Source organism: Kineococcus radiotolerans SRS30216 = ATCC BAA-149 (genome assembly GCF_000017305.1).
In the GTDB taxonomy this organism is placed as follows: domain Bacteria; phylum Actinomycetota; class Actinomycetes; order Actinomycetales; family Kineococcaceae; genus Kineococcus; species Kineococcus radiotolerans.
This window is the reverse complement of the sequence record NC_009664.2, coordinates 1,945,296-1,966,584: the sequence shown is the minus strand read 5'-3', so window position 1 is coordinate 1,966,584 and position 21,289 is coordinate 1,945,296. Positions and strand designations below refer to the sequence as shown.

General features: G+C 73.9%; 14 protein-coding genes. 6 read left to right on the top strand and 8 right to left on the bottom strand.

All coding sequences use genetic code 11. The features are described from left to right. Positions 1 to 16 precede the first annotated feature (16 nt). Complete coding sequence (locus KRAD_RS09415; protein WP_049821136.1) at positions 17 to 2,158, bottom strand: SpoIIE family protein phosphatase; 2,142 nt, start codon at positions 2,156 to 2,158, stop codon at positions 17 to 19. A 200-nt stretch (positions 2,159 to 2,358) separates the two neighbouring features. Between KRAD_RS09415 and KRAD_RS09410 the strand changes: the two genes are divergently transcribed. Together KRAD_RS09410 and KRAD_RS09405 are read left to right on the top strand one after the other, a co-directional pair. Next, a complete protein-coding gene (locus KRAD_RS09410) occupies positions 2,359 to 2,619 on the top strand; it encodes a calponin homology domain-containing protein (RefSeq protein WP_041291996.1) in 261 nt (86 codons plus the stop codon). Between the two features lie 113 nt (positions 2,620 to 2,732). After that, positions 2,733 to 3,206 (top strand): OsmC family protein, encoded by a 474-nt coding sequence (locus tag KRAD_RS09405; RefSeq protein ID WP_157873554.1) that lies wholly within the window; start codon positions 2,733 to 2,735, stop codon positions 3,204 to 3,206. A gap of 35 nt (positions 3,207 to 3,241) precedes the next feature. On the opposite strand, the gene KRAD_RS27510 is transcribed toward KRAD_RS09405, so the two are convergent. After that, positions 3,242 to 5,623 (bottom strand): diguanylate cyclase domain-containing protein, encoded by a 2,382-nt coding sequence (locus KRAD_RS27510; protein WP_049821135.1) that lies wholly within the window; start codon positions 5,621 to 5,623, stop codon positions 3,242 to 3,244. 64 nt (positions 5,624 to 5,687) lie between these two features. Next, positions 5,688 to 7,883: a putative bifunctional diguanylate cyclase/phosphodiesterase gene (locus KRAD_RS24185; RefSeq protein WP_012085331.1), complete on the bottom strand. Its 2,196-nt coding sequence runs from the start codon at positions 7,881 to 7,883 to the stop codon at positions 5,688 to 5,690. Between the two features lie 215 nt (positions 7,884 to 8,098). On the opposite strand from KRAD_RS24185, the gene KRAD_RS09390 reads away from it, so the two are divergent. Together KRAD_RS09390 and KRAD_RS09385 are read left to right on the top strand one after the other, a co-directional pair. Next, a complete protein-coding gene (locus KRAD_RS09390) occupies positions 8,099 to 8,437 on the top strand; it encodes a hypothetical protein (RefSeq protein WP_041291995.1) in 339 nt (112 codons plus the stop codon). 128 nt (positions 8,438 to 8,565) lie between these two features. Continuing rightward, on the top strand, positions 8,566 to 9,045 hold the full coding sequence (locus tag KRAD_RS09385) for a cold shock domain-containing protein (protein ID WP_083782019.1): 480 nt from the start codon (positions 8,566 to 8,568) through the stop codon (positions 9,043 to 9,045). 73 nt (positions 9,046 to 9,118) lie between these two features. On the opposite strand, the gene KRAD_RS24180 is transcribed toward KRAD_RS09385, so the two are convergent. From KRAD_RS24180 to KRAD_RS27505, 3 genes are read right to left on the bottom strand one after another with little or no spacing between them, the layout of a single operon-like run. Then, a complete protein-coding gene (locus tag KRAD_RS24180; protein ID WP_012085328.1) occupies positions 9,119 to 9,523 on the bottom strand; it encodes a type II toxin-antitoxin system VapC family toxin in 405 nt (134 codons plus the stop codon). Next, on the bottom strand, positions 9,520 to 9,846 hold the full coding sequence (locus tag KRAD_RS09375; protein ID WP_012085327.1) for a type II toxin-antitoxin system Phd/YefM family antitoxin: 327 nt from the start codon (positions 9,844 to 9,846) through the stop codon (positions 9,520 to 9,522). The genes KRAD_RS24180 and KRAD_RS09375 overlap by 4 nt, the downstream gene beginning before the upstream one ends. A 42-nt stretch (positions 9,847 to 9,888) precedes the next feature. Next, on the bottom strand, positions 9,889 to 12,117 hold the full coding sequence (locus KRAD_RS27505) for a putative bifunctional diguanylate cyclase/phosphodiesterase (RefSeq protein WP_041291994.1): 2,229 nt from the start codon (positions 12,115 to 12,117) through the stop codon (positions 9,889 to 9,891). A gap of 503 nt (positions 12,118 to 12,620) precedes the next feature. Here KRAD_RS27505 and KRAD_RS09365 point away from each other — a divergent pair. Next, a complete protein-coding gene (locus KRAD_RS09365; RefSeq protein WP_012085325.1) occupies positions 12,621 to 15,800 on the top strand; it encodes a cell wall-binding repeat-containing protein in 3,180 nt (1,059 codons plus the stop codon). Positions 15,801 to 16,170: 370 nt separating this feature from the next. Here the strand turns inward: KRAD_RS09365 and KRAD_RS09360 are convergent, their stop codons facing one another. Next, on the bottom strand, positions 16,171 to 16,473 hold the full coding sequence (locus tag KRAD_RS09360) for a hypothetical protein (protein WP_157873553.1): 303 nt from the start codon (positions 16,471 to 16,473) through the stop codon (positions 16,171 to 16,173). 208 nt (positions 16,474 to 16,681) lie between these two features. Then, on the bottom strand, positions 16,682 to 19,222 hold the full coding sequence (locus KRAD_RS24175; protein WP_012085323.1) for a S8 family serine peptidase: 2,541 nt from the start codon (positions 19,220 to 19,222) through the stop codon (positions 16,682 to 16,684). Positions 19,223 to 19,518: 296 nt separating this feature from the next. Between KRAD_RS24175 and KRAD_RS09350 the strand changes: the two genes are divergently transcribed. After that, positions 19,519 to 21,288, top strand: coding sequence for an ATP-binding protein (locus tag KRAD_RS09350; RefSeq protein ID WP_012085322.1), 1,770 nt, complete (start codon positions 19,519 to 19,521; stop codon positions 21,286 to 21,288). The last annotated feature ends 1 nt before the right edge of the window (position 21,289 follow it).

Sequence of the window (21,289 nt, the reverse complement as noted above, 5' to 3'; positions counted from 1 at the left end):
CCCGGGGGCTGGGGCTTCAGACCTCGACGACGCGGACCGCGACGATGGCGACGTCGTCGTCGCTGCCCTTCGGCAGCATCCGCTCCACCAGCCCGTCGCACAGCGCCTCGACCGGCTGGTTCCCGAGGTCGGCCACGGCCTCGCGCAGCTCGGCGAGGCGGACCTCCATGGACTGGTCGCGCCGCTCCACCAGCCCGTCGGTGTAGAGCAGCAGCGTCGAGCCCAGCGCCAGCCGCGCCTCCTGCTGGACGCGGTCCTGCCCGGCGCCGAGGCCCAGGACGATCCCCTCGCCGGGCAGCAGCCGCACCGAGCCGTCCGGTTCGGCCACCACGGGCGGCAGGTGGCCGGCGGTGCACCAGCGGATCCCGCGGCTGCCGTCCCCGGTGCCGTCGGGCGCGAGGGCGTCCAGCTGCAGCACGATCGCCGTGGCCAGCGTCGTCAGCCCCAGCCCGGCCAGCAGCCGGTCCAGGCGGCGCAGGACCTCGTCCGGCTGCGCGGAGCGGTCGTAGGCCAGCCCGCGCACCAGCGTCCGCAGCTGGCCCATCGCGGCGGCGGCGGACACGTCGTGCCCCATCACGTCGCCGATGACGACGACGGTGCAGCCGTCGGGCTGGGTGAAGGCGTCGTACCAGTCGCCGCCGACCTGCGCGGCCTCGGCGGCGGGGTGGTACCGCGTCGCGATCGAGAGGCCCGCCGACCGCGTCGGCGGGCTCAGCAGGCTGCGCTGCAGCGTCTCCGAGGACTGCCGCTGCTGGGCGTAGAGGCGGGCGTTCTCCAGCGCGACCCCGGCGCGGGCGCCGAGGTCGGTGGCGGTGGCCAGGTCGTCCTCGGTGAAGGGGGGCCGGTCCGGGCCGGAGAGCAGGGTCAGCGAACCCCTCACCTCCCCCCGCGCGCGCAGCGGGACGACGATGGCGCTGCCCAGGCCGAGGCGGCGCAGCAGGGTGGCGGCCTCCGCGGTGGTGACCCCGGTCTCGAGGTGGCGGTCGCGGACGGTCACCAGCGTCGGGCCCAGTCTCCCGCGCAGCACCTGCAGCGAGATCGACTCCTCGCCCAGCGCGGTGTGCAGGTCCTGGAACCGCTCGACGTCGGTGGCCAGCGCCGGGTTCGCGTGCGAGGCCCGGACGTGGCGGGCCCGCCCGTTGCCGTCGAGCAGCGTGGCGAACGCCCACTCCGCGAAGTCGGGGACGACCAGCGAGGGCAGGAGGTCCTGGGCGGTGTCGGGGTCCAGGACCTCGGAGAGCCGGTCGGTGACCGAGGAGAGGAACTCCAGGCGGTGACGGGCGTCGCGGGCGTCGAGGAGGGCCGCGTCGCGCTCGCGCTCGGCCTGCACCCGCAGCGTGACGTCGGACTGCACGCCGACGAAGTGGGTCAGCCGCCCGTCCGCGTCGTGCACGGGGGAGATGACGACCTCGTTCCAGAAGGCCGTGCCGTCCTTGCGGTAGTTGAGCAAGAGCTCGGTGACGGTGTCCCCGGTCTCCAGGGCGCGCCGGATCCGGGCCACGGCCTCGCGGTCGGTGCCGGGGCCCTGCAGGAAGCGGCAGTTCTGGCCCAGGACCTCGCGGCCGTAGCCGGTGACCCGCTCGAAGGCGGGGTTCGTCCAGACCAGGGGGTTGTCGGGCTTGGTGGGGTCGGAGATGGTGAAGGACAGGTCGCTGGCCAGCACGGCGCGGCTGTGCAGGCGCTCGGCGGACTCCTGGGCCTCGCGGACCATCCCCTCCTCGCGCAGCGGCAGCAGCACCACCAGCGCGAGGGAGGACAGTTCGTCGACGGGGGCGTCGTTCATCGGCAGCCCGATGACCCACAGCGCCTCGCGCTCCTCGGACATGTCCGAGGAGCGGGCGGCGGTGACGCGCTCGCCGTGCACGGGCTCGCCGCGGGCGATGCGGGAGAGGGGGGAGGCGGCGTTGGCCGGGTCGGTGATGTCGTCGCCGGCGGTGGACTCCAGGCCCGCCGCGCGCGACCAGTCGTCGACGCTGCAGGGCAGCGCGGTGCGCGGGGCGAGCTGCTCGGCGAGGGGGTTGGCGAAGAGGACCGTCCCCTCGGCGACGTGCACGAGGAGGACTGCCCCCGGCTGCCCCTGCACGACGCGGGGCAGTCCCGCGACGGCGGCTCCGCCGGTGAGGAGGTCGCCGGCGAAGGCGGATCTGGTCCCGTCCATCGGGAGGAGCGTAATCGCGGCTCCGGACACCCGCGACTCCGCGGGTGGGTGACCCGCTCGGCGCGGGGCGGTGGGGAGCGGGGGCGGCGCCGCCACCCGCCCGTCGCGCAACGAGGTCACTCGAACACGCTGCGTCGCAGTGCTGCTCGGGTGGCGGCAGAGTGGCGCTCCGGTGAACGGCGGGAGTGCACACTGACTGCGTGATCGCCACCTATGAAGACTGGTACGACGGTCTCGACGACGACCTCCGCGAGGAGGCCCGGCTCTGCCTGCACACCGGGACCTACTCCCGGCGGCTGCTGAACTCGCTGCGCGCCGCCGCGATCCCCGTCCCCCGGCGCGAGCGCGGGCTCGACGACCCCGGCAAGGCGCAGGCCGGGGACCCCCTCGGCGCCAACGTCCAGACGTTCCTGCGCGAGCGCCTCGTCCTGCCCCGGCGCGAGGTCGCCCTCCTGCGCTGAGCCCGGCGGCTGGACCCGGCGGGCCGCCCGTCCCCGCGCCGCGCGCGGCCCGCCGTCGTACGGTCGCCCCGCGCACCCGACCGCCGGGTCGCGCCGTGCAGGAGGAACCCCCCGTGACCGATGGCTCCCGGCCGACCGTCCCCTTCGTCGTCGAGGCCGAGGGGAGCGGTGTCGCCCAGACCGTCACCGCCCCCGGCGCCCACCCCCACCGCTTCCGCGCCGACACCCTGCCCGCCTTCGGCGGCGCCGACGCCGAGCCCAGCCCGCTGAGCTACGCCCTCGGCGCGCTCACGTCCTGCCACCAGGTGACGGGCAGCCTCGTCGCCCGCGACCTGGGCCTCACCCTGGGGACGTGGCGCCTGCGCGCCCAGGGCGACCTCGACCCGTCGGTCATCTCCACCGGGGCGGAGGGCAACGCGAACTTCGTCGCCGTCACCGTCGAGGTGGACCTCGGGACCGACGCCACCCCGGAGCAGTTCGCGCGGCTGCGCAGCGAGACCGAGCGCCGCTGCCCCGTCACCCAGCTCTTCCAGCGCAGCGGCCTCGCCTTCACCAGCCGCTGGAACGCCCTCCCGCTGGGAGGCTGACCGCTCCGTCCTCGTCTCCGGGCCCCGGGGCGCGTTCAGCGCTCCGGGACCCCGGCGGCGGGGGCGGGCACGTCCAGGACGGACCCGACGACGGTCGTGTCGCGCACCTCCTTGCCCCGGTACAGGGCCCGGTCGGCGGCGGCCATGACCTCCGCGGCCTCCGTCCCCGGCAGCCACTCGCAGATCCCCGCGGTGCAGGTCTGCCCCTCGGGGACGACGGCGCGGATCCGGTCCACCACGTCCACCGCGTCGGCGGCGGTGCAGCCGGGCAGCAGCAGCGCGAACTCCTCGCCCCCCCACCGCGAGAGCGTGTCCAGCTCGCGCAGCTGCGCCCCGGCCGCCAGGGAGAACCCCCGCAGCAGCTCGTCCCCGGCGAGGTGGCCGCGGGTGTCGTTGAAGAGCTTGAAGTGGTCCAGGTCCAGCAGCGCGAACGTCAGCGGCGTCCGGTGGCGCCCCGCCCGGCGGATCTCCCGGCGGGCCAGGGCGTCCCAGCGGCGGCGGTTGACCAGCCCGGTGAGCGCGTCGTGCTGGGCGTCGCGGGCCAGCCGGGCCAGCAGGTCCGCGCGGGCGAAGGCGTGCGCCGCCTCCGCGGCCAGGCCCTGCAGCACCGCGGCCGTCGTGGGCTCCAGCACCGCCACCGGCTCGCGCCAGATGATGCCGAGCACCCCCACGACCTGCCCGCCGGCGTCCACGACGGGCTGCCAGGCCCCCGAGACCGTCCCGCAGACCTCGATGAGGCGGGGGTCGGCCCGCGGGTGCGTCGCGACGTCGGGGACGAACAGCGCCTCCCCGTCCAGGTAGCTGCCGACCACCAGGGTCGTCGGCCCGTCCAGGTCCAGGCTCAGGACGAGGTCCTCGGGCAGCCCGGTCGTCGAGGTCGACACCAGCCGGCCCTGCCCGTCGGGCTGCAGGAGGTAGGCGGCCTCGGCCCCGGCGATCTCCACCGCCGCCGCCACGACCGCCCGCCGCGGGTCCTCCGCGGTCAGGACGGCCCGCGAGGCCGCCGCCAGCCGCTCCACCTGGGCCACGTGCGCGGCCAGGCGCGCGTTCGCCGCGGCCAGGTCCGCCTCCCGGGCCCGGGTGTCGGTGAGGTCGTGCATCGCCACGACCGCCCCCAGGACCTCCCCGTCCGCGCCGACCACGGTCCGCCCGCTGCACACGACGGGGACGGGGGGCCGGCCCGGGCGGGCGATGACCATCTCGGCGGCGCTGACCCGGCCCTCGTGCAGCGTGCGCACCAGGGGGATCTCGGCGTGGGTCAGCGGGGTGGAGCCGTCGGCGGCGAAGAGGTGGTAGGTCCCCGCGTGCTGGACGGGGTCCAGGTCGGCGTCGGCGTCGAGGCCGTGCCAGGCGCGGGCGGTGTCGTTGAACGTGACGAGGCGCCCCTGCGGGTCGGACACGACGATCCCGGTGCCGACACCGGCCAGGACCGCCTCCGCGAACCGCTCCCGGTGCTCGGCCTCCGCGCGCGCGGCCTGGGCCTCGGCGCTCGCGGCGGAGAGCCGCGCCACCAGGGAGGCCCGCTCGTCGCGGCCGACGGCGAGGGCGAGGCCGAGGGCGGCGAGGAAGCCCACGTGGACCTGCACGACGAGGATCCGCGTCAGGTCGTCGGGGACGGCGGCGAACGGCCCGTGCCCGGCGAGGGTGCCCAGCACCGTGGTGGTGGCGACGACGAGACCGGCGACGACGACGATCGTGGTGTCGAAGCGCAGGGCCAGCCAGATCGTGGCCGCCAGCGGCAGGAACGCCAGCGGCAGCCCGTCGACGGCCCAGAACACCCCGACGTAGGCGAGGACGGAGACGGCGAGGGCGGCGGTCAGCTCCGCCGTGGCGGCGGTCCCCACCGGCCACCGGACGGGGACGCGGAGGACCAGCCGCAGCAGGACGGGGGTGACGAGCAGGATCCCGGCCCAGTTGCGGGTGAACCAGATCGCGACCGACGTCCAGTCCGGCGGTGACCCGTCCAGCGCGACGACGACGGTGCCGACGGCGGTGCCGACCGCGCAGGCCGCGGTGGTGGCGGCCAGCAGCACCGCGAGCTGGCGGGTGCCCAGCAGCGCCACGGAGGGGGTGAACCAGCGCCGGCGCAGGGCCGCGAACAGCTCCGCCTGCAGCAGGTTCGCGACGACGAACCCCACGACGAGGACGGCCCCGGCGCCGGTGGCCGCGTTCACCGCGACGGTGACGGCGGTGATGAGGAGCACGTCGAGCCAGCGGTCGGACCAGCGGGTGCTGGTGGCGCGCTGGACGCTGAACCAGGCCGCGGCCACCCCGGCGGCGGGCCACACGACGGCGGGCCCGGCGCCGTCGACGACGCTGAGCCGGCCCAGGTGCACGGCGACGAGGAACAGCGCGGCGAAGAGCACGCTCCGCACCGGCGCGGGCGCGCCGGGCCGGCGGAGGGACCGTGCGTTCACCTCCGGTGCATCGGAACGTCCGGGGCCGATCCGTAGCCCCCGACCCCCGTCCGCTGCGGGCGCGTCAGGTGCGGGTGGGGTCCAGCGCCGACGGGACGGGGTGCGGGGTGGGGCGCGGGACGGGGATCGGCAGGGTCAGGTGCAGCCCGCCCGCGGGGACGGGCCGGCCGTGCAGGGGCCCCCGGGTGAGGTCGCAGCCCATCCCGTGCAGCAGGTCCAGGGTCGTCGCGTCGGCGACCCCGTCGGCGACGACGCGCAGGCCGAGGTGGTGGGCGAACCCGACCGCGGCGGCGACGACGGTCGCGACGCGCGGGTCGAGGAGGAGGCGGGCGGTCAGCGCGGCGTCGACGGTGACCTCCCCGACGGGCAGGGCCGCCAGGTGGGCCAGGGAGGGCCAGCCCGTCCCGAAGTCGTCGATGGACAGGCCGCAGCCGCGGGCGTCGATCTCGCGGCAGGTGCGGGTGGCGCTCTCGGGGTCGTCGGCGAAGACCGCCGCGGTGGTCCCCACCACGAGCAGCCGGGGGTCGGTCCCGGCGGCGACGACGGCGTCCAGCAGGTCCAGCAGCCGCGGGTCGGTGAGCTGGAGGGGGTCGACGGGGAAGGACAGCCGCACGTCGTGGCCGGCGGCCCGCCACCGCGCGAGGTCGGCGCACCCGCGGGTCACCAGGTGCGTCGTCAGCTCCGGCAGCAGCCGCAGCTCCTCGGCGACCCCGAGGAACTCGGGCGGGTCCAGCACCCCCAGCACGGGGTGGGACCACCGCAGCGACGCCCGGACCCCGGCGGTCCAGCCCTCGCGGGTGACCTGCGGCTCGTAGTGGACCTCGAACTCCTCGCGGGTGGTGGCGCCCGCGGCGGGGGAGAAGGTGTCGAGGAGGCCGAGGGCGAGGGCCTCGTGCCGGCGCCACCGCCGCGCGGCGGCGTCGTCGTGGACGCCGACCCCGCCCCCGCCGGCCTTGGCGACGTACATCGCGGCGTCGGCGCGGCGCAGCAGGTCCTCCCCCTGCAGGTGCTGGAGGCCGTCGGTGGTGACGACGCCGACGCTGGCGACGACCTGGTGCACCCCGTCGAGGGGGTCGCGCTCGGCGGCGGTGCCCACGTGGTGGGCGGTCCGCAGGGAGAGGTCCGGGTCGCCGGCGTGGGGGGCGGCGGTGAGCAGGACGGCGAACTCGTCGCCGCCGAGGCGGGCGAGCAGGGCCCCGGCGGGCAGGACGCCGGTGAAGGCGCGGCTGACGTGCTGCAGCAGCCGGTCACCGGTGGCGTGCCCGTAGCGGTCGTTGACCTCCTTGAAGCGGTCGAGGTCGATGAGCAGCACGGTCGCGGGCCGCCGCTCGCGGGTGGCGGTCTCCAGCGCGGCGGTGAAGGCGCGCCGGTTGGGCAGCCCGGTGAGCTCGTCGGTGGCGGCCTCGCGCTGGACGCGGTCGTGGTGGACCAGGCCCCGCACGAGCTGCCGGATCCGGCCGGCCACGGGCAGCACGGCCAGCACGGCCCAGACCACCGACCAGCGCAGCCGCCCGTCGCCCGGTTGCAGGGTGGTGGCGGTGATGACGCCGACCCCGGCGAGCAGGGTGGCGAAGGCGGTGGTGGTCGTGGACAGCGGCGAGGTGGTGAGGGGGCGGGTCGTGTCGTTGCGCCGGCGGACGACGGTGTGGGCGAGGGCGCCGGCGAAGGCGACCCAGGTGAAGGAGAGGCCCGTGCGGGCGAGCGGGCTGACGACGGCCAGGGTCACCCACACGTGGGCCAGCAGCACGCTCAGCAGCGACCCGGTGAGGAGCAGGGTGGTGCGGGCGTCGACGGCCCGGCTGGTGCGCACGACCCGCAGCAGGACCGCGAGCACGACGGTGACGGAGGCGACGGTCAGCAGTCGGTGCTGCAGCGCCGGGCCGGTGAGGGGACTGTGCAGGACGCCGGTCTGCAGCAGGAGGTTCGCGGCGGCGGTGGCCGTGAGCACGCAGCTGAGGGCCACCAGCCAGTCCGCGACCTCTCCGGTGGCGGAGTGGAGGCGGTGGTAGGTGGCCATCCCGCGGTAGACGAGCAGGCAGGCGGGCAGCGTGGTGGCGGAGAAGACGTCCGCCGCCCACTGCGCGGGGAGCCCGACGAGGGTGGGGACGAGGCTCGCGAGCGCCCCCGCGGCGAGGACGCCGACGGCGGCGGCGTGGCTGTTCCAGATGCGGCTCCCGGCCTCCGCGGCGCGCGCCTGCCCGCGCAGGACGTACCAGGCGGCGAGGAGGAGGACGACGCGCAGCACCCCGAGGGCAAGCACGTTTGAGTCTCCCTCCGACCACGGAGCGTCACTGGATGGCGAGAACACTTCCAGAAGACCGGCCCCGGCGCGAGGGGGGTGGTGGCGCGGACGGAACCCCCCGGACCACCCTCGGGCCCTCGCCGGACCGGGGCGGCGGGCGGGCCGGGCGCGGGCCCGGCGCCGGGGGGACGATGGCCCCGGACGACCCGCACGAGGTTCAGGAGAGCCGACCGATGACCGCCCCCACCGCCCCGTCCCCCGCCCCCTCGCACGAGGTCACCTGGTGGCACGCCGACGGCGGGCGCGTCGCGGGCCGGATCACCTGCCGCGCCGAGGCCGGGGCGCCCTGCCGCAGCGTGTGCGCCGTCGACGAGGACCGCGACTGCGACGACCGCGACCACGCCCACGCCGTCGTCGACGCCGGCGGGTGCGCGCTGGTGGCGGCCGCGGCCCGCGAGGGCGTTCAGGCCCTGCACGACGAGCCCGCGGGGACCCCGGTGCGCTCGGGCCCGGTCACCGTCCACCGCGACGCCCACGGGTGGGGCTGGCGCTACGCACCGCCGTCCGGCTGACGCAGCGCCGCCGCCGGGCCGCCGCCGGACCACGGGGGCCGCGGTGGTGGCGCCGGCGCGTCCCGTCCTCGGGGAGGATGTCCCCCGGCCCCTCGCGCGGCGGCGGGCCGTGAGTCGATCGAGAGTGAGTGGTACTGGTGGCTTCGCTGGCCAAGGGCAAGGTCCGGTCGTTCGACGACGGGCGCGGGTTCGGTTTCATCACCAGCCCGGACTGCCCGGAGAACGTCTTCTTCCACGTGAAGGACGTCGTCGACCTGGAGGCCGAGGACCTGGAGGGCGCGTCGGTGCAGTTCACCCTGGACCAGGGTGACCGCGGCTACAAGGCCACCGACGTCCGGCCGCTGGGCTCGGCGGGCCGCGGGCCCAGCCGCGACTCCAGTCGTGATGCAGGCCGTGACTCCAGTCGTGACGCGGGCCGGGACCGGGCCGGTGCGGGCGGGCGTCCCGCCGCGCGCGGCGGGGCCCTGCCGGTGGAGCAGTTCCGCCGCGAGGTCACCGAGCTCCTGCTGAGCGCGGTCGACGACCTCAGCGGCCGGCAGGTCCGGGAGCTGCGCGACGCGCTGACCGACTACGGCTTCGACCGCGGGTTCCTCGTCGACGGACGCTGACCCGGCGGGAGGGGAACGTCCGGCGGCCTCCGGGGCCCGTCGAGCCGCCGGACGTTCCCCTCCGCGACCGGTTTCACTGCAGGGATCGCGTCGCCACCGCGCCGGTGAGGGCGTTGCGCAGCGTCCTGTCGTCGGTGATCAACGTGGCGCCGTGGGCGAGAGCCGTCGCTGCGATGGTCAGATCGGCGATGCGCCGCTCCGGGCTCTGCCCGGCGGCCACGGCGGAGGCGACGATCACCGGGAAGGCCGCCACCACCGCAGCGTCGGTGGGGATGCCGCGGTAGTTCCGGGTCAGCCAGGCCAGCGTCTGCAGCAGGTGCACGTTGCCCGGTCGCAACCCGACGCCGAGCCGCACCTCCAGTTCCGTCACCGTCGAGATGGCCAGCACGTCGCCGTCCTGGATCCCGGCGAAGGTGGTGCCCGGGGGTGCGGCCGCCATCGTGATGACGGCGTTGGTGTCGAGCAGCAGGTTCGTCACCGGCTGCCCGGCTCCTCGTCCTGCCCGAGTTCGGCCTGCTGGGCTTCCCACCGCTCCAGCGGGTCCTCGACCTCGGTGACGAAGTGCTCGTCGAGGTCGCGGCGCAAGGTCTCCGCGAAGTCGTCGGGGAGACCGAGGTGGGCCAGTCCGCCGATGGCCCGGTCGGCGGGGACCCAGGTCTGAGGACCGTCGGGAGCGGTGTAGGGCGTGATGCTCGCGACGGGGCGCCCGTCGCTGGTCACCGTGAAGGTCTCCCCGCCTTCGATCTCGCGCAGGATCCGGGCGTAGTCGTTGCGCAGGTCGCGCCCCCTGATGGTCTTCACGGAACGACGGTAGCCGGATCGGCTACAGCCGGCCGGGTCTCCTCAGCGCACCGCCCCCGGCGACACCGGGTACTCCCGCGCCAGCTCCGCCCCGATCCGGTCAGCGGTGACGGCCGCGGAGTACAGCCAGCCCTGCCCGAGACCGGCCTGGATGGAGCGGCAGATCTCGGCCTCCTCGTCGGTCTCGACGCCCTCGACGACGACGGTGAGCCCGAGGCGGTTGGCGAGGTCGACGACGGCGGTGACGACGGACAGGCCGTTGCCCGCGCCGGTCATGGACTGGGTGAGGGAGCGGTCGACCTTGAGGACGTGCACGGGCAGCCGGTCGAGGTAGCCGAAGGCGGAGTAGCCGGTGCCGAAGTCGTCGATGGCGATCTGGCAGCCGAGGGCGGCGAGCTCGGTGACGACGCGCTCGGCGGGGGAGTCGCTGTCGAGGAACACCGACTCGGTGAGCTCCAGGGTCAGCAGGTGCGGGGGGATCTCGTGCTGGGCGAGGATCTCGCGGACGACGTCGGCGAAGCCGGGCGCCTGCAGCTGCACGACGGACACGTTGACGGCGAGGCGCACGCCCGCGGCGAAGACCCCCGCGGCGTGGGCGCTGGCCACGGCGCGGCGCAGGACGTGCTCGCCGAGGGCGACGACGAGGTTGGACTCCTCGGCGACGGCGATGAACTCGACGGGGGAGATGCGCCCGAGCTGGACGTCGTCCCAGCGGGCGAGGGCCTCGAACTTCTCCACCCGGCCAGTCGTGAAGTTCACGATCGGCTGGTAGTGGACGTCGACGGTCCCCTCGGCGACGGCGAAGGCGAGGCGCTCGCGCAGCAGCAGGCGGCGGGCGTGGGCGCTGGCGACCTCGCCGGAGTAGACGGAGAACCCGGTGGCGCCGAGGCGGGCGTCGCGCAGGGCGAGGTCGGCGTGCAGCAGCGGGGTCATGGCCTCCCGGCCCCCGCCGGTGCTGGGCCCGGAGGCGACGGCGGCGAGACCGGCGACGGCGTCGACGGGGAAGCGTCCCGCGCCGGGGACCTGCAGGGGGGCGGCGCTGACGGCGGCGAACGCGCCGGGCAGGTGCCGGACGGTCTCCTCGGGGGGCCCGGGCAGCAGCACCGCGAACTCGTCGTGGCGGACCCGGTACGTCGTCCCGCCGAGGGCGTGGACGTGCTCGCGCAGGTTCGCGGCGGCGGCGCGCAGGACGTCCTCCCCGACGGTGACGCCGAGGACGTCGGTGACGTCGTCGAGGCCGCCGACCTCGATGAGGGCCAGCGACTGGGTGCGGTCCGGTTCGTGGAGGGCGGACTGGAGGGCGGCGCGGTTGGCGAGCCCGGTCAGGGGGTCGTGCAGGGCCTGGAAGGAGAGGCGGTCGTGGGTGCGGTCGACGGCGCGGGCGGTGGCGGCCTGCCGGAACCCGGCGGCGACGACGACGGCGGCGAAGAAGACGAACATCGCCCCGTCGGCGCGGGGGGCGCCGATGAAGAGCGCGACGTCGACGAGGAGCAGCCCGGCGGGGACGGCGGTGGCGATCCGCAGGCGGCGGGCCCCGGCGGCGGCGGCGGCCCCGCCGTGGCGGACGATCCCGCCGCGCGGCTGGCCCAGTACGAGGACGTAGGCCCCGGCGAGGGCGGCGGCGATCGCCACCAGGGCGACGAGGGGGTGGCGCGCGGAGGTGAGGGCGGCGAGCTCGGTGCCGAGGGCGACGACGGCGAGCCCGGCGCCGGGCACCCGCAGCGCGGGGTGCTCGACGGCGAGGACGACGGTGGCGGCGGTGACGACGCTGGCGACGACGATGACCAGGGCCGCCGAGGGGCCCCACCAGGGGCCGCCGTGGAGGCCGGCGCGCGCGGACCAGTCCCAGCCGAGGGCGGCGAGGACCGCGGCGAGCAGGGCCGTCTCGACGCCCAGGGGGGACTCGTCGCGCCCGTCGCGGGCGTGGTGCAGCTGCTGGAGGGCGATGGCGGCCAGGCCCAGCAGGGAGGCGGCGTGGGCGAGGTGGGGGACGGGGTGGGGGCCGAGCGTGGCGGCGGGCAGGGTGCCGGCGACGACGGTGCCCGCGCCCCAGACCGTCCCGGCGAGCGCGTACCGGGTGAGGCCGGCGGGGGTGGCGGAGCGCACGACGAGCGGGGCCAGGGCGCAGCTCAGCAGCCACGCGAAGCCGATGAGCACGGTGACCGGCGCCGCTCCCGCGGAGCGCGCGGTGGCGAGCAGCGCCAGCGGGGCGGTGGCGGCGAGCACGGTGGCTGTGAGCCCCGCCCGCCAGGCCCGTGGTGCGTCGGTCATGGCAGGGGCATCGGTGCACGGGTGCACGAGCTGGATGGGCCGATCCCGTGACGCCCCCGGTGTGCCAGGGATCCGGCGCGTGATCGTCTTCGTCACAGAGGGCGACGGGAGCTGCGGACGACCGGGGAGGAGGGGTCCGGTCGGAGTCACCCACACGAGTCACACGGGGTCATGGCCCGTGCGTGGGTGGTGACCCCACCTGATGTGACTACTCCGTACGGGTGGTCTGGGGCGGGCGAGACGGGTGAGGCGCTCGTTACTAAACTGTGACTTTTACCTGCCGGACACAAAACCGCAGGTCACAGGCCGTAAGACTGTTGCGACACGCCGTGAGGGCTCTGGATCTTCTGTTACTCCCCGTGTTGCTGGTGTGACTCTCGTGTACGTTCAGTTCCGTCACCGAGTCACTCCGCTGCGTAGCGGTCTGGGGAGGTGGCGAGGCTCGAAATCGAGCCGGCCCCTCGTGGGGGGGAACATCACTTTCACATGCCTTGGAGGCAATCGTGACCGCAGCAACCTCCCGGTTGCGCCGGCGTGGTATCGGGGCCGGCGTCGCGGCTCTGGTTGGTCTGACCGGACTCGGCCTTGCCGCGGTCCCGGCTCAGGCTGCGCCTGGGTTTGACCCTTCTGCTGCTTCTTCCCGCCTCGCCGGTGTCGACCGTTACGACACCGCCGCGAAGGCCGCGCTGGCCGGCTGGACCTCCGCGTCCACCGTCATCGTCGCCAACGGCGAGGTCACCGGCATCGACGCCCTCGCCGCGTCGTACCTGGCTGGCGTCAAGGACGCCCCGATCCTGCTGACCGCGAAGGACTCGGTGCCGGCTCAGACCGCCGCCGCCATCACCTCGCTGAACCCGACGACGGTCATCGTCCTCGGTGACACCAACTCGGTGTCGGCCAGCACCTACTCCGCTCTCGTCGGCACCAAGACCGGCCAGCGCATCGACGGCCCGAACCGCTTCCAGACCGCGGTCGACGTCATGACCGAGGCCGGCGTGACCCCCCCGAAGACGGTCTTCCTGGCCCGTGGCGACCTCTACGGCGCCAACCAGGTCGCCGCTGACGCGCTCGCCGCCGGCCCGGCCGCCTTCAAGAACAAGATCCCGGTCCTGCTGACCAACCAGAACTCGCTGCCCGCCGAGACGCTCGCCGCGCTGAACACCGCCGGCGTCACCAAGGTTTACGTCCTCGGCAACGCGAACGCCATCTCCGACGCGGTCTACACCCAGGTCGACGGCCTCGCCTCCGTCACCGATATCGAGCGCATCCAGGGCTCGGACCGTACCGCCACCGCGGCCGCGATCGCCCTCGAGGCTGACTTCGGCTTCAACAAGACCGGTGCCGCGCTCGCCAACGGTTTCCGCATCGACGCCCTGGCCGCCGGCCCGGTCGCCGGTCGCGCCGGCTCGCCGATCCTGCTGACCGAGGGCACTGTCGGCCTGGGTGTCGGCACGGACGCCTACCTCAAGGCGAACGCCGCCACGCTGACCAAGGCCTGGGTCTTCGGTGACGCTAACAGCGTGCCGACGACGATCACTGATGCCGCTCGGACGTCTGCTGGTGGCAGCTCCAGCGTCCCGGGAGTTGCTGTCAGCCCGGCCACTCCGGTCAGCCTCGTCGTGCCCGCCAGCGACGACACGACTGACGACCGTACGTACTCGGTTGCCGGCCTGACGGCCGGGGCGACGTACCGTGTCACCCTTGTCAACGCAAACAGCATCCGCACGGCTGCTGACGGGTCGGTGACCTTCCTCAGCAGCGCTGACGCAGCGTCCCCCAGCGGCTTCTCGGTCGACCCGGGCTCGCGTCTTGCGACCATCACCGTTGTGAACGGTAGTGCGGTCTCCCAGACCCCCGCTGCTTACACCGCGACTGCGCAGCCGGTCAACGGCAACCTGAGCTTCACCGTGGACGGTGGTGGCACCGAGAACATCGTTCCGGTCGTCTACCTCGACGGCGGCCCGGGCAAGACCGCCGCTCAGGGCGGAACCAGCACGCGCCTCGAAACCAGCGCCACCGCTGCAGGTACCTTCGCCCCTGCGACCGAGCCCTTCGGGCTGGGTGGACAGATCACGTTCCTGCCCACCGAAGCGACCACCGGTGTGGTCTCTGCAGACGCCGCCATCACCAGTGTCGACAAGACGGCCAACGTCGTAGTGACGGCTGGGGCGGTCTACGAGTACCAGTCGAACGACCGGTTCTTCGTTAATGCCAACAACGACACGACGGCTGACGCGACCGAAGAGGTGACCGCCGACGAGTTCGAAGCGCAGCTCTCCGCGGGCGACGCTATTGCGCAGGGGTCTTTCTACAACGCAACTCCTGAGCTGCAGTCGACCTTCCTGCTCGACGACCTCGCCCCTGCGGCCCCGACTGTGGGGACGGTCACCCCGTCTGCGACCGGTGTCAACCTCACCCTGACCGGTCTTGTGGCGGGTGCGACGGTCACGGTCTACGGCGGGCCGGACAACAACAACGCCTTTGATCGCGCGACCGACCTGCAGCGCGGTCAGACGGTGGCCGACCAGGATGCCACTACGGCCGGCTTCCAGATCACGGCCAGCGGTCTGACGGCTTCCACCGCCTATGACCTCTTCGTCACCCAGACTGTGAATGGCGAAGAATCCGCGGTCAGCGGCCGCATCGACACCAGCACCACGGCCGTGGCTGCCCCGGCGAGCCCCTACAGCACCGCGGCCAGCCTCAGCAGCAACGAGACCACGTCTGACAACGTTCTCGACGCGGACGAAAACCTCGTGTTCAACTTCAACAGCGCGATCACGGTCGCGGCTGGGGACACTATCCGGCTCATCGAGACGGATGGGGACGAAGCGACCCTGACCAATGGCGCCAACGCCACGTTCACGGTCAGCGGTGCTCAGAGCACGGTGCTCACGGTCGACATCACTGGCGCGCCGGTGGCCGAGGTCGTGCGCGGTAACGGCGTCATTAACACCGACGCTGCTGTTGTTGCCGTCGTCGAGTCCACCGTTGGTAACGCGGTCGGCGACTGGAACGTGGCCCGCAGCACGGACCGCACCGTTGTCGGTACAACCCTCCCGACTGTACTGACCACCGCGGCGGTTAACGCCAATGCGAGCACCGAAGTTGTGGCTCTCGGTTCGGGCGCAGGGCAGGCGGATGGTGACATCGTGACCGTCTACAACGCCGCCGGCGTTGCCATCGGTACCGGTACCGAAGATGCCACTGGTGGGCTGACGATCACTACGACGGGCTTCAACCCGGGTGACACGCTGTACATCACCTACCGGGACGCCAGCGCAGAATTCGTGCCGAGTGCGACCTTGAGCTACGCGGTGGCTCCGTTCATCACTGCCGGCGCCATCACTGCTGGTGGAACCGCGGGCTTCGGGAACAATGTCGGCGACCAGTTGACGCTTACCTTCTCCTCGGCTCCGACCCTGGCGGCCGGTATCACGGGAGCAGGCGCGGTCAGCGAAGCGGAGATCGAAGCCATTACCGGTCCCAACACCTTTACGGGTGACACCGGTGCATTCACGGCCGCGGTGAATGGCAACACCATCGTCTTCACGACGGCGACGGCTGCTGGCACGGGGGCCCTTGCGGCGGCGACCGCCCTGCCCGGCACTGCCAACAGCACCGTGACGGATGTCGATGGTAGCGGCCAGGTTGCGGCGATCACGCCTCCTGCTGCTAGCTGAGCAATCGTCAGGGCCGGTCTATTGACCGGGTGACGTGAGTTCGAGGCCCCGGCTCTCCTTGGAGGGTCGGGGCCTCTGGCGTATTGATCGGTGTAGGCGGTGAAATACGAGGGGCGGCAGTCCGCCGTGGGCAGTGTGCTGATAATGATGGTATGTAAATATACAGCCATATTGCTAAGACGTGACGGCGGCGGCTTTCAAAATCAGGGGTCGGCGTAGGCCAATTCTGTCGCTAAGGCTCAGTGGAAGCGCTTCACCTTGCTATTGCACCATGGGTGGCAGTGCCGAGTGTCCACCACCAGCGCCGCGGCCGTGCAGTCTGGAACCGCCCCCCGACGTAGACAAGGCCGGGGGCGTAGCGCTGCGGCGCTCAGTGTCCGCCCACGACACCACGAGACCCCACCGGCAGCCGCCGCAGCTCGACTCCCACCAGCCGGCAATCCGCGGGAGCGGTGGTGGCGACGTTCAGCCCCTGCTGCCCGGCGAGGGCCAGGAGCACCAGGCCCGCCGTGACAGCGACGACGCGGGACCCGCGCGATCCGGTGACGAGGCGGTGCAGGGCGACGGCGGCGGCCCCCATAATTAGCGGCGGCACCCATACGTCGTGGTAGTGAGGCAGCTTCAGCGGGGAGGCGACGAGGGCGAGGGTGAACCCGGCTAGGGCGGTTGCCACCACGAGCCCGGCCCGCTGGGCCCGGCGTGTTCGAGCTGCTACTGCACGACCATCCGCACCTCAGCGGGCCTTCCGCCCAGCCGTAGCGCGGTGCCGCCAAAGCAGGGTCAATGCAATGACGGCGACGCTCACTCTCTCAAGGCATCGCTGGCCATACGCGAACAGAGGGTCCAGAGCGTGTCCGACGAGGGTTTTGTGGTCCATTGACTCAATGGCGTATCACCCGCCCGCTCGCCCGGTCCCACGTCAGCGTCCCGCCCTGGAACCGCTGCACCACCCCGGTGGCCGTGGGCAGTTCCGCGGAGACGGGGTAGCCGAGGTTCCCGCGTTCCCAGCCTTGGCCGGCGTAGTACCCCTGGAACGAGCCGGAGACGGGCTGCGCGCCGGTGGCGGGGCTCCAGTAGACGAGGCCGCCGGTGAAGGCCTGGACGCGCCCGACGGTGCCGTCGGCGCTGCGGATGGGGAACTCCTCCCTGGTGGGGAGACCGAGGTGGGAGGTCTCCCAGCCCATGGCGGCCCAGCGGTCGCGGATGGCGCCCTTCACGACCTGCGCGCCGGTGGCGGCGCTCCAGTAGATGGAGCCGCCCTGGAAGTGGCTGGCGGCGCCGCCGCGGATCGGGAACTCGTCGGTGGTGGGGAAGCCCAGCCCGGAACCCTCCCAGCCGAGCTGGCCGAAGCGGCGCGAGATCGCGCCGTGCACCTCGTGGGCGCCGGTGCTGCTGGACCAGTAGACGAGGCCGTCGTTGGCGGCGAACCGCTGGACGCGCCCGTCGGTCCCGGAGGACGCCTTCACGGCGAACTCCTTCCCGCGGGGGGCGCCGAGGACGCCGGTGTCACCGCCCTTGGCGGAGTAGGTCACCCCGATCGCGCCGTGGACGGTGGTGGGCCGCCCGTCGGCGCCGGCGTACTGCTTGGCGCCGCCGCCGAGGTCGACGGGCCGGCCCGGACTCGGGGTGGCCGGCTTCACCGGGCTCGGGGCCGGGGTGGGAACGACCACCGGCGGGGTCGGGGCCGGCGGGACCGCGACGGGGGGCGTCACGACGGGAGGAGCCGGCGCCAGGGGAGCCGGGGCGGGCGGTGCCGCCACGGGCGGCGCCGCGGGCGGGGCGACGACCACCGGCGGGGCCGGGAGCGGCTGGACCACGACCGGCGGGGCGGCGACGGTGAGGGTCACGGTGCCCGTGGCGGTGAGGGAACCGTCGGTCACCGTGTAGGTGAACGCGTCGGAGCCCGTGTAGCCCGCCATGGCCCGGTACTGGACCTTCCCGTCCACGACGGTCGCGGTGCCGTGCGCAGGGGCGCTCACGCCTGCGAGCGTCAGCGGGTTCCCGTCGGGGTCGGTGGCGTGGGCCAGGACGTCGACGGTGACGGACCGGTCGTTGAGCACGTCCTGCGTGACGGCCGACGCGGTGGGCGCGGCGTTCACCCGGGGGAGGGCGGCGCGCGCCGCGGTGACGGCGGTGTCGGAACGCACCAGGCCCGCGCCGAACCGGTCGTCGCGGCCGGCGGTCCCGAGGTCCTCGGCCGAGGACTCCAGGATCGCCTCGACCTGGTCGGGGGTGAAGCCCTTGCTGACGGCCTTGACGGTGGCGGCCACGGCCGCGACGTGCGGGGCGGCCATGGAGGTGCCCTGCATCGTGGCGTAGGCGGTGGTGGAACCGATGTAGGTGGAGACGATCTGCGACCCGGGGGCCGCGACGTCGATCTGGTTGCCGTGCTCGGAGAACGGGGAGAGGGCGGCGGCGGGGTCGATGGAACTGACGCCGATCACGCCCGGCAGGGACGCCGGGAGCATGACGGGGTTCCCGCAGGTGTCGGGGTTCTGGCCGATGCCGCAGGGCGCCCCGTAGTTGCCGGCGGCCGCGACGACCACGACCCCCTTGGCGCGCGCGTAGTCGACCGCGGTCTGGACCACGCCGGCGGTGAGGGTGTTGGAGGCCGGGCCCATGACGAGGCTCAGGTTGACGACGTCCACGCCCTCGTCGGCGGCGCGCTTGATCGCGTCGATGATGTCCTGGGTCGAACCGGCCCCGGAGTCGGGGAAGACGCGGTAGATCCGCAGCTTCACGCCCGGCGCGAACCCGTCCACGCCGGTGTTGCCGGTGGTGGCGGCGATCGTCCCGGCGACGTGGGTGCCGTGGCCGTTGCCGTCGGAGGTGTAGTCCTTCTCCGCGGTGAAGTCGTAGCCGCCCACGACGGTGCCGGGGGCGAAGTCGGCGTGCGGGGCGAGGCCGGTGTCGATCACGCCGACGGTGACGTCGCCGATCTTGTCGGCCAGCCAGGCGTCGTGGACGCCGGCGCCCGTGCGCCGGTAGTCCCACTGCTCGCCGCGGCGGTCGGCGCCCGCGGACGGGGGCAGGACGGCGGGGAAGACCTCCACGTCGGGACCGGCGGCTACCACGGAGGGCTGGTTCACGAGGATCGACGCGGCACGGACCGCGTCGGACTCCGAGCCGCTGGAGACGGTGGTGGTGCGGTACGAGCCGCCGGCGGGGACCACGACGATCACGTCGTGCCCCGAGCCGGCGGTGGCGCTGCCGAACGCGGAGACCTCGCGCGGGGACAGGTCCGAACGCACCGCGGAGGGCAGTTCCGCCAGGTCACCCGTCGTCCCGGTCGCCTGGGCGGGGACCGTCACCCCGCCCAGGGTGGCGGCGGTGATCGTGGTGGCGAGCGCGATGCGCAACGCTGCGCGGCGGGGGCGGCTCGCGGTTCCGCGGACGTCGCCGGTGGCCCGGAAGGCGCTCATGGGGTCATCTCCTCGTTCGGCGGCCCAGGGCGGTGGGATCGACCCGGGCTGCTGGCGCGGACCTCCTCCGCCCGAGGTGTCGGGAGGCGCCGGTTCGCCGTTGATGACCCGATCGGGTGATCGCTCACCCAGCCGCGTCCCGGGCAGCAGGCGCAGGCGAAGGCGCCCCGGGCGCTTGGTCAGCCCCCGGTGCGGGGTGCGGGCGGGGCGGCGAAAGTGCGGGGTGGTGGCCCGCCGCGGCCCCTGTCATACTTTTTTCTTCGATAAAGTATGGCGACTGGCCTTGGGGGTCACCCGTGACACTTTCCTTCGGTCCGGACCCCGTCGGCGAGGAGGTGCGCCGCGTCCTGATGGTCCTGGACTCCGCCACCGGCCCCGTCCGTGGTCTGGAGTCCCTCCACGTCGACCTCAAGGAGGAGGCCGGCCGGCGCAAGGGCCCGACCATCCTCCCCGGTGCCACCGAGAACGACCGGGCGGCCCGCGTCCTGGCCGGGGAAGCGGCCTGCATGGCCAACACCCCGGGAGGTGGCGTCCTCGTCGTCGGGGTCGCCGACGACGGGACGCTCATCGGCACCGAGCTCGACGCCCAGTGGCTGCGTCGGAAGATCTACGACCTGACCGACCGCCGTCTCACCGCGGACGTCACGCCCGTGCTGTGCCGGGGTGTCCGGCTGCTCCTCGTCCGCAGCCCCGAAGCGGTCCACCCGGTCATGTACGACCACAAGTACCACCACCGCGTCGCCGACAGTTGCGTCGAGGTCGACGCGACGACCTGGGAGGAGCAGCGCCGTCGTCGCAGCGGCTGGGACTGGTCCGCGCAGGACTCCGGGCTCGCGCTCGACGCCGCCCGCAGCACGGCGCTGCAACGGGCGCGGGACTTCCTGACCGCGGCGGGGGAGGAGAAGAACCTGGACCTCGCGGCCGCGTCCGACAGCGACCTGCTGCGGCGACTGAACGTGGTCACGCCGGCGGGCACCCTCACCAACGCCGGTGTCATCGCCTTCGTCGGCCGGGACGTCCCCGGCATCGACTACGTCCGGCGCGAGGTCGCCGGTGGGGACAGCCTGCAACGCATCCGGGAAGCGGGACGAGGACTCCTCGAGGAGCTCTACGAGGTGGACCGCGCCATCGAGGCGTCCAACCCGGTCCGCCACCTTCCCCGGGGGCTCGTCAACCGGCAGGTCCGCTCCCTGCCGCCCCGCGCTGCCCGTGAGGCGCTCGTCAACGGCGTCGCCCACCGCGACTGGTCGACCGTCGACCCGGTGCACGTCGAGCACATCGGTTCCCGGCTCGTCGTCACCTCACCCGGGGGGTTCATCGGCGGGATCACCAGCAGAAACATCATCACCCACCCCTCCCAGCCACGGAACCGGGCGCTGGCGGACCTGCTGGCCCGGCTCCGGGTGGCCGAGCTCGAAGGCATCGGCGTCGACCGGATGGTCGGCGACATGATCCGCCTCGGCCACCCCGCGCCCTCCATCGAGGAAGTCCCCGGGCCGCTCGTCCGCGCCGTCCTCATCGGCACCCGCCTGGACGAGGGGTGGATGGCGTTCCTCCACGAACTGGACCCCGCGCGGACCGCGAACGACCTCGACGCGCTGCTCGTCGTCCAGCACCTCGTCAGCCACTGGTGGATCGACGCACGGGTCGCCGCTCCGCTCATCCAGCGGTCCAGCGCGGAAGCGGAGGACGTCCTGCACCGGCTGGAGGACGTCCAAGTCGCGGGAGTCCCCCTCACCGCCGGTGTCGCGGGGTCGCCGGCGAACGAGCCTCCCGCCTGGACCATCACCCCCGCCGCGCTCGCCGTCCTCGCCGACCGCGACGAGCGTCTCGGCGCCCCGCAGCGCCGTCGTCCCAGCCGCTCAGCCATCGCCCGGTCGTGGGCCGAGCACCGCGGTCGCATCAGTTCCAGTGAACTGGCCGGCATCGTGGGCGCTCACCCCACCAACCTGCAGCGGGTGCTGAAGGACCTGGAAGCGGAAGGCGTGCTGGCCCCCGGACGCGAGGTCCGGCGGGGGGCCGGGTTCTTCTACGTCCCCACCGGCGGCCCCCGCCGCACCACCTGAC

Excerpts from the sequence above, each read along its gene's own strand:
- KRAD_RS09415 (WP_049821136.1), bottom strand. The coding sequence starts at position 2,158 with ATGGACGGGACCAGATCCGCCTTCGCCGGCGACCTCCTCACCGGCGGA.
- KRAD_RS09390 (WP_041291995.1), top strand. The coding sequence starts at position 8,099 with ATGACCGCCCCCACCGCCCCGTCCCCCGCCCCCTCGCACGAGGTCACC.
- KRAD_RS27505 (WP_041291994.1), bottom strand. The coding sequence starts at position 12,117 with ATGACCGACGCACCACGGGCCTGGCGGGCGGGGCTCACAGCCACCGTG.
- KRAD_RS24175 (WP_012085323.1), bottom strand. The coding sequence starts at position 19,222 with ATGAGCGCCTTCCGGGCCACCGGCGACGTCCGCGGAACCGCGAGCCGC.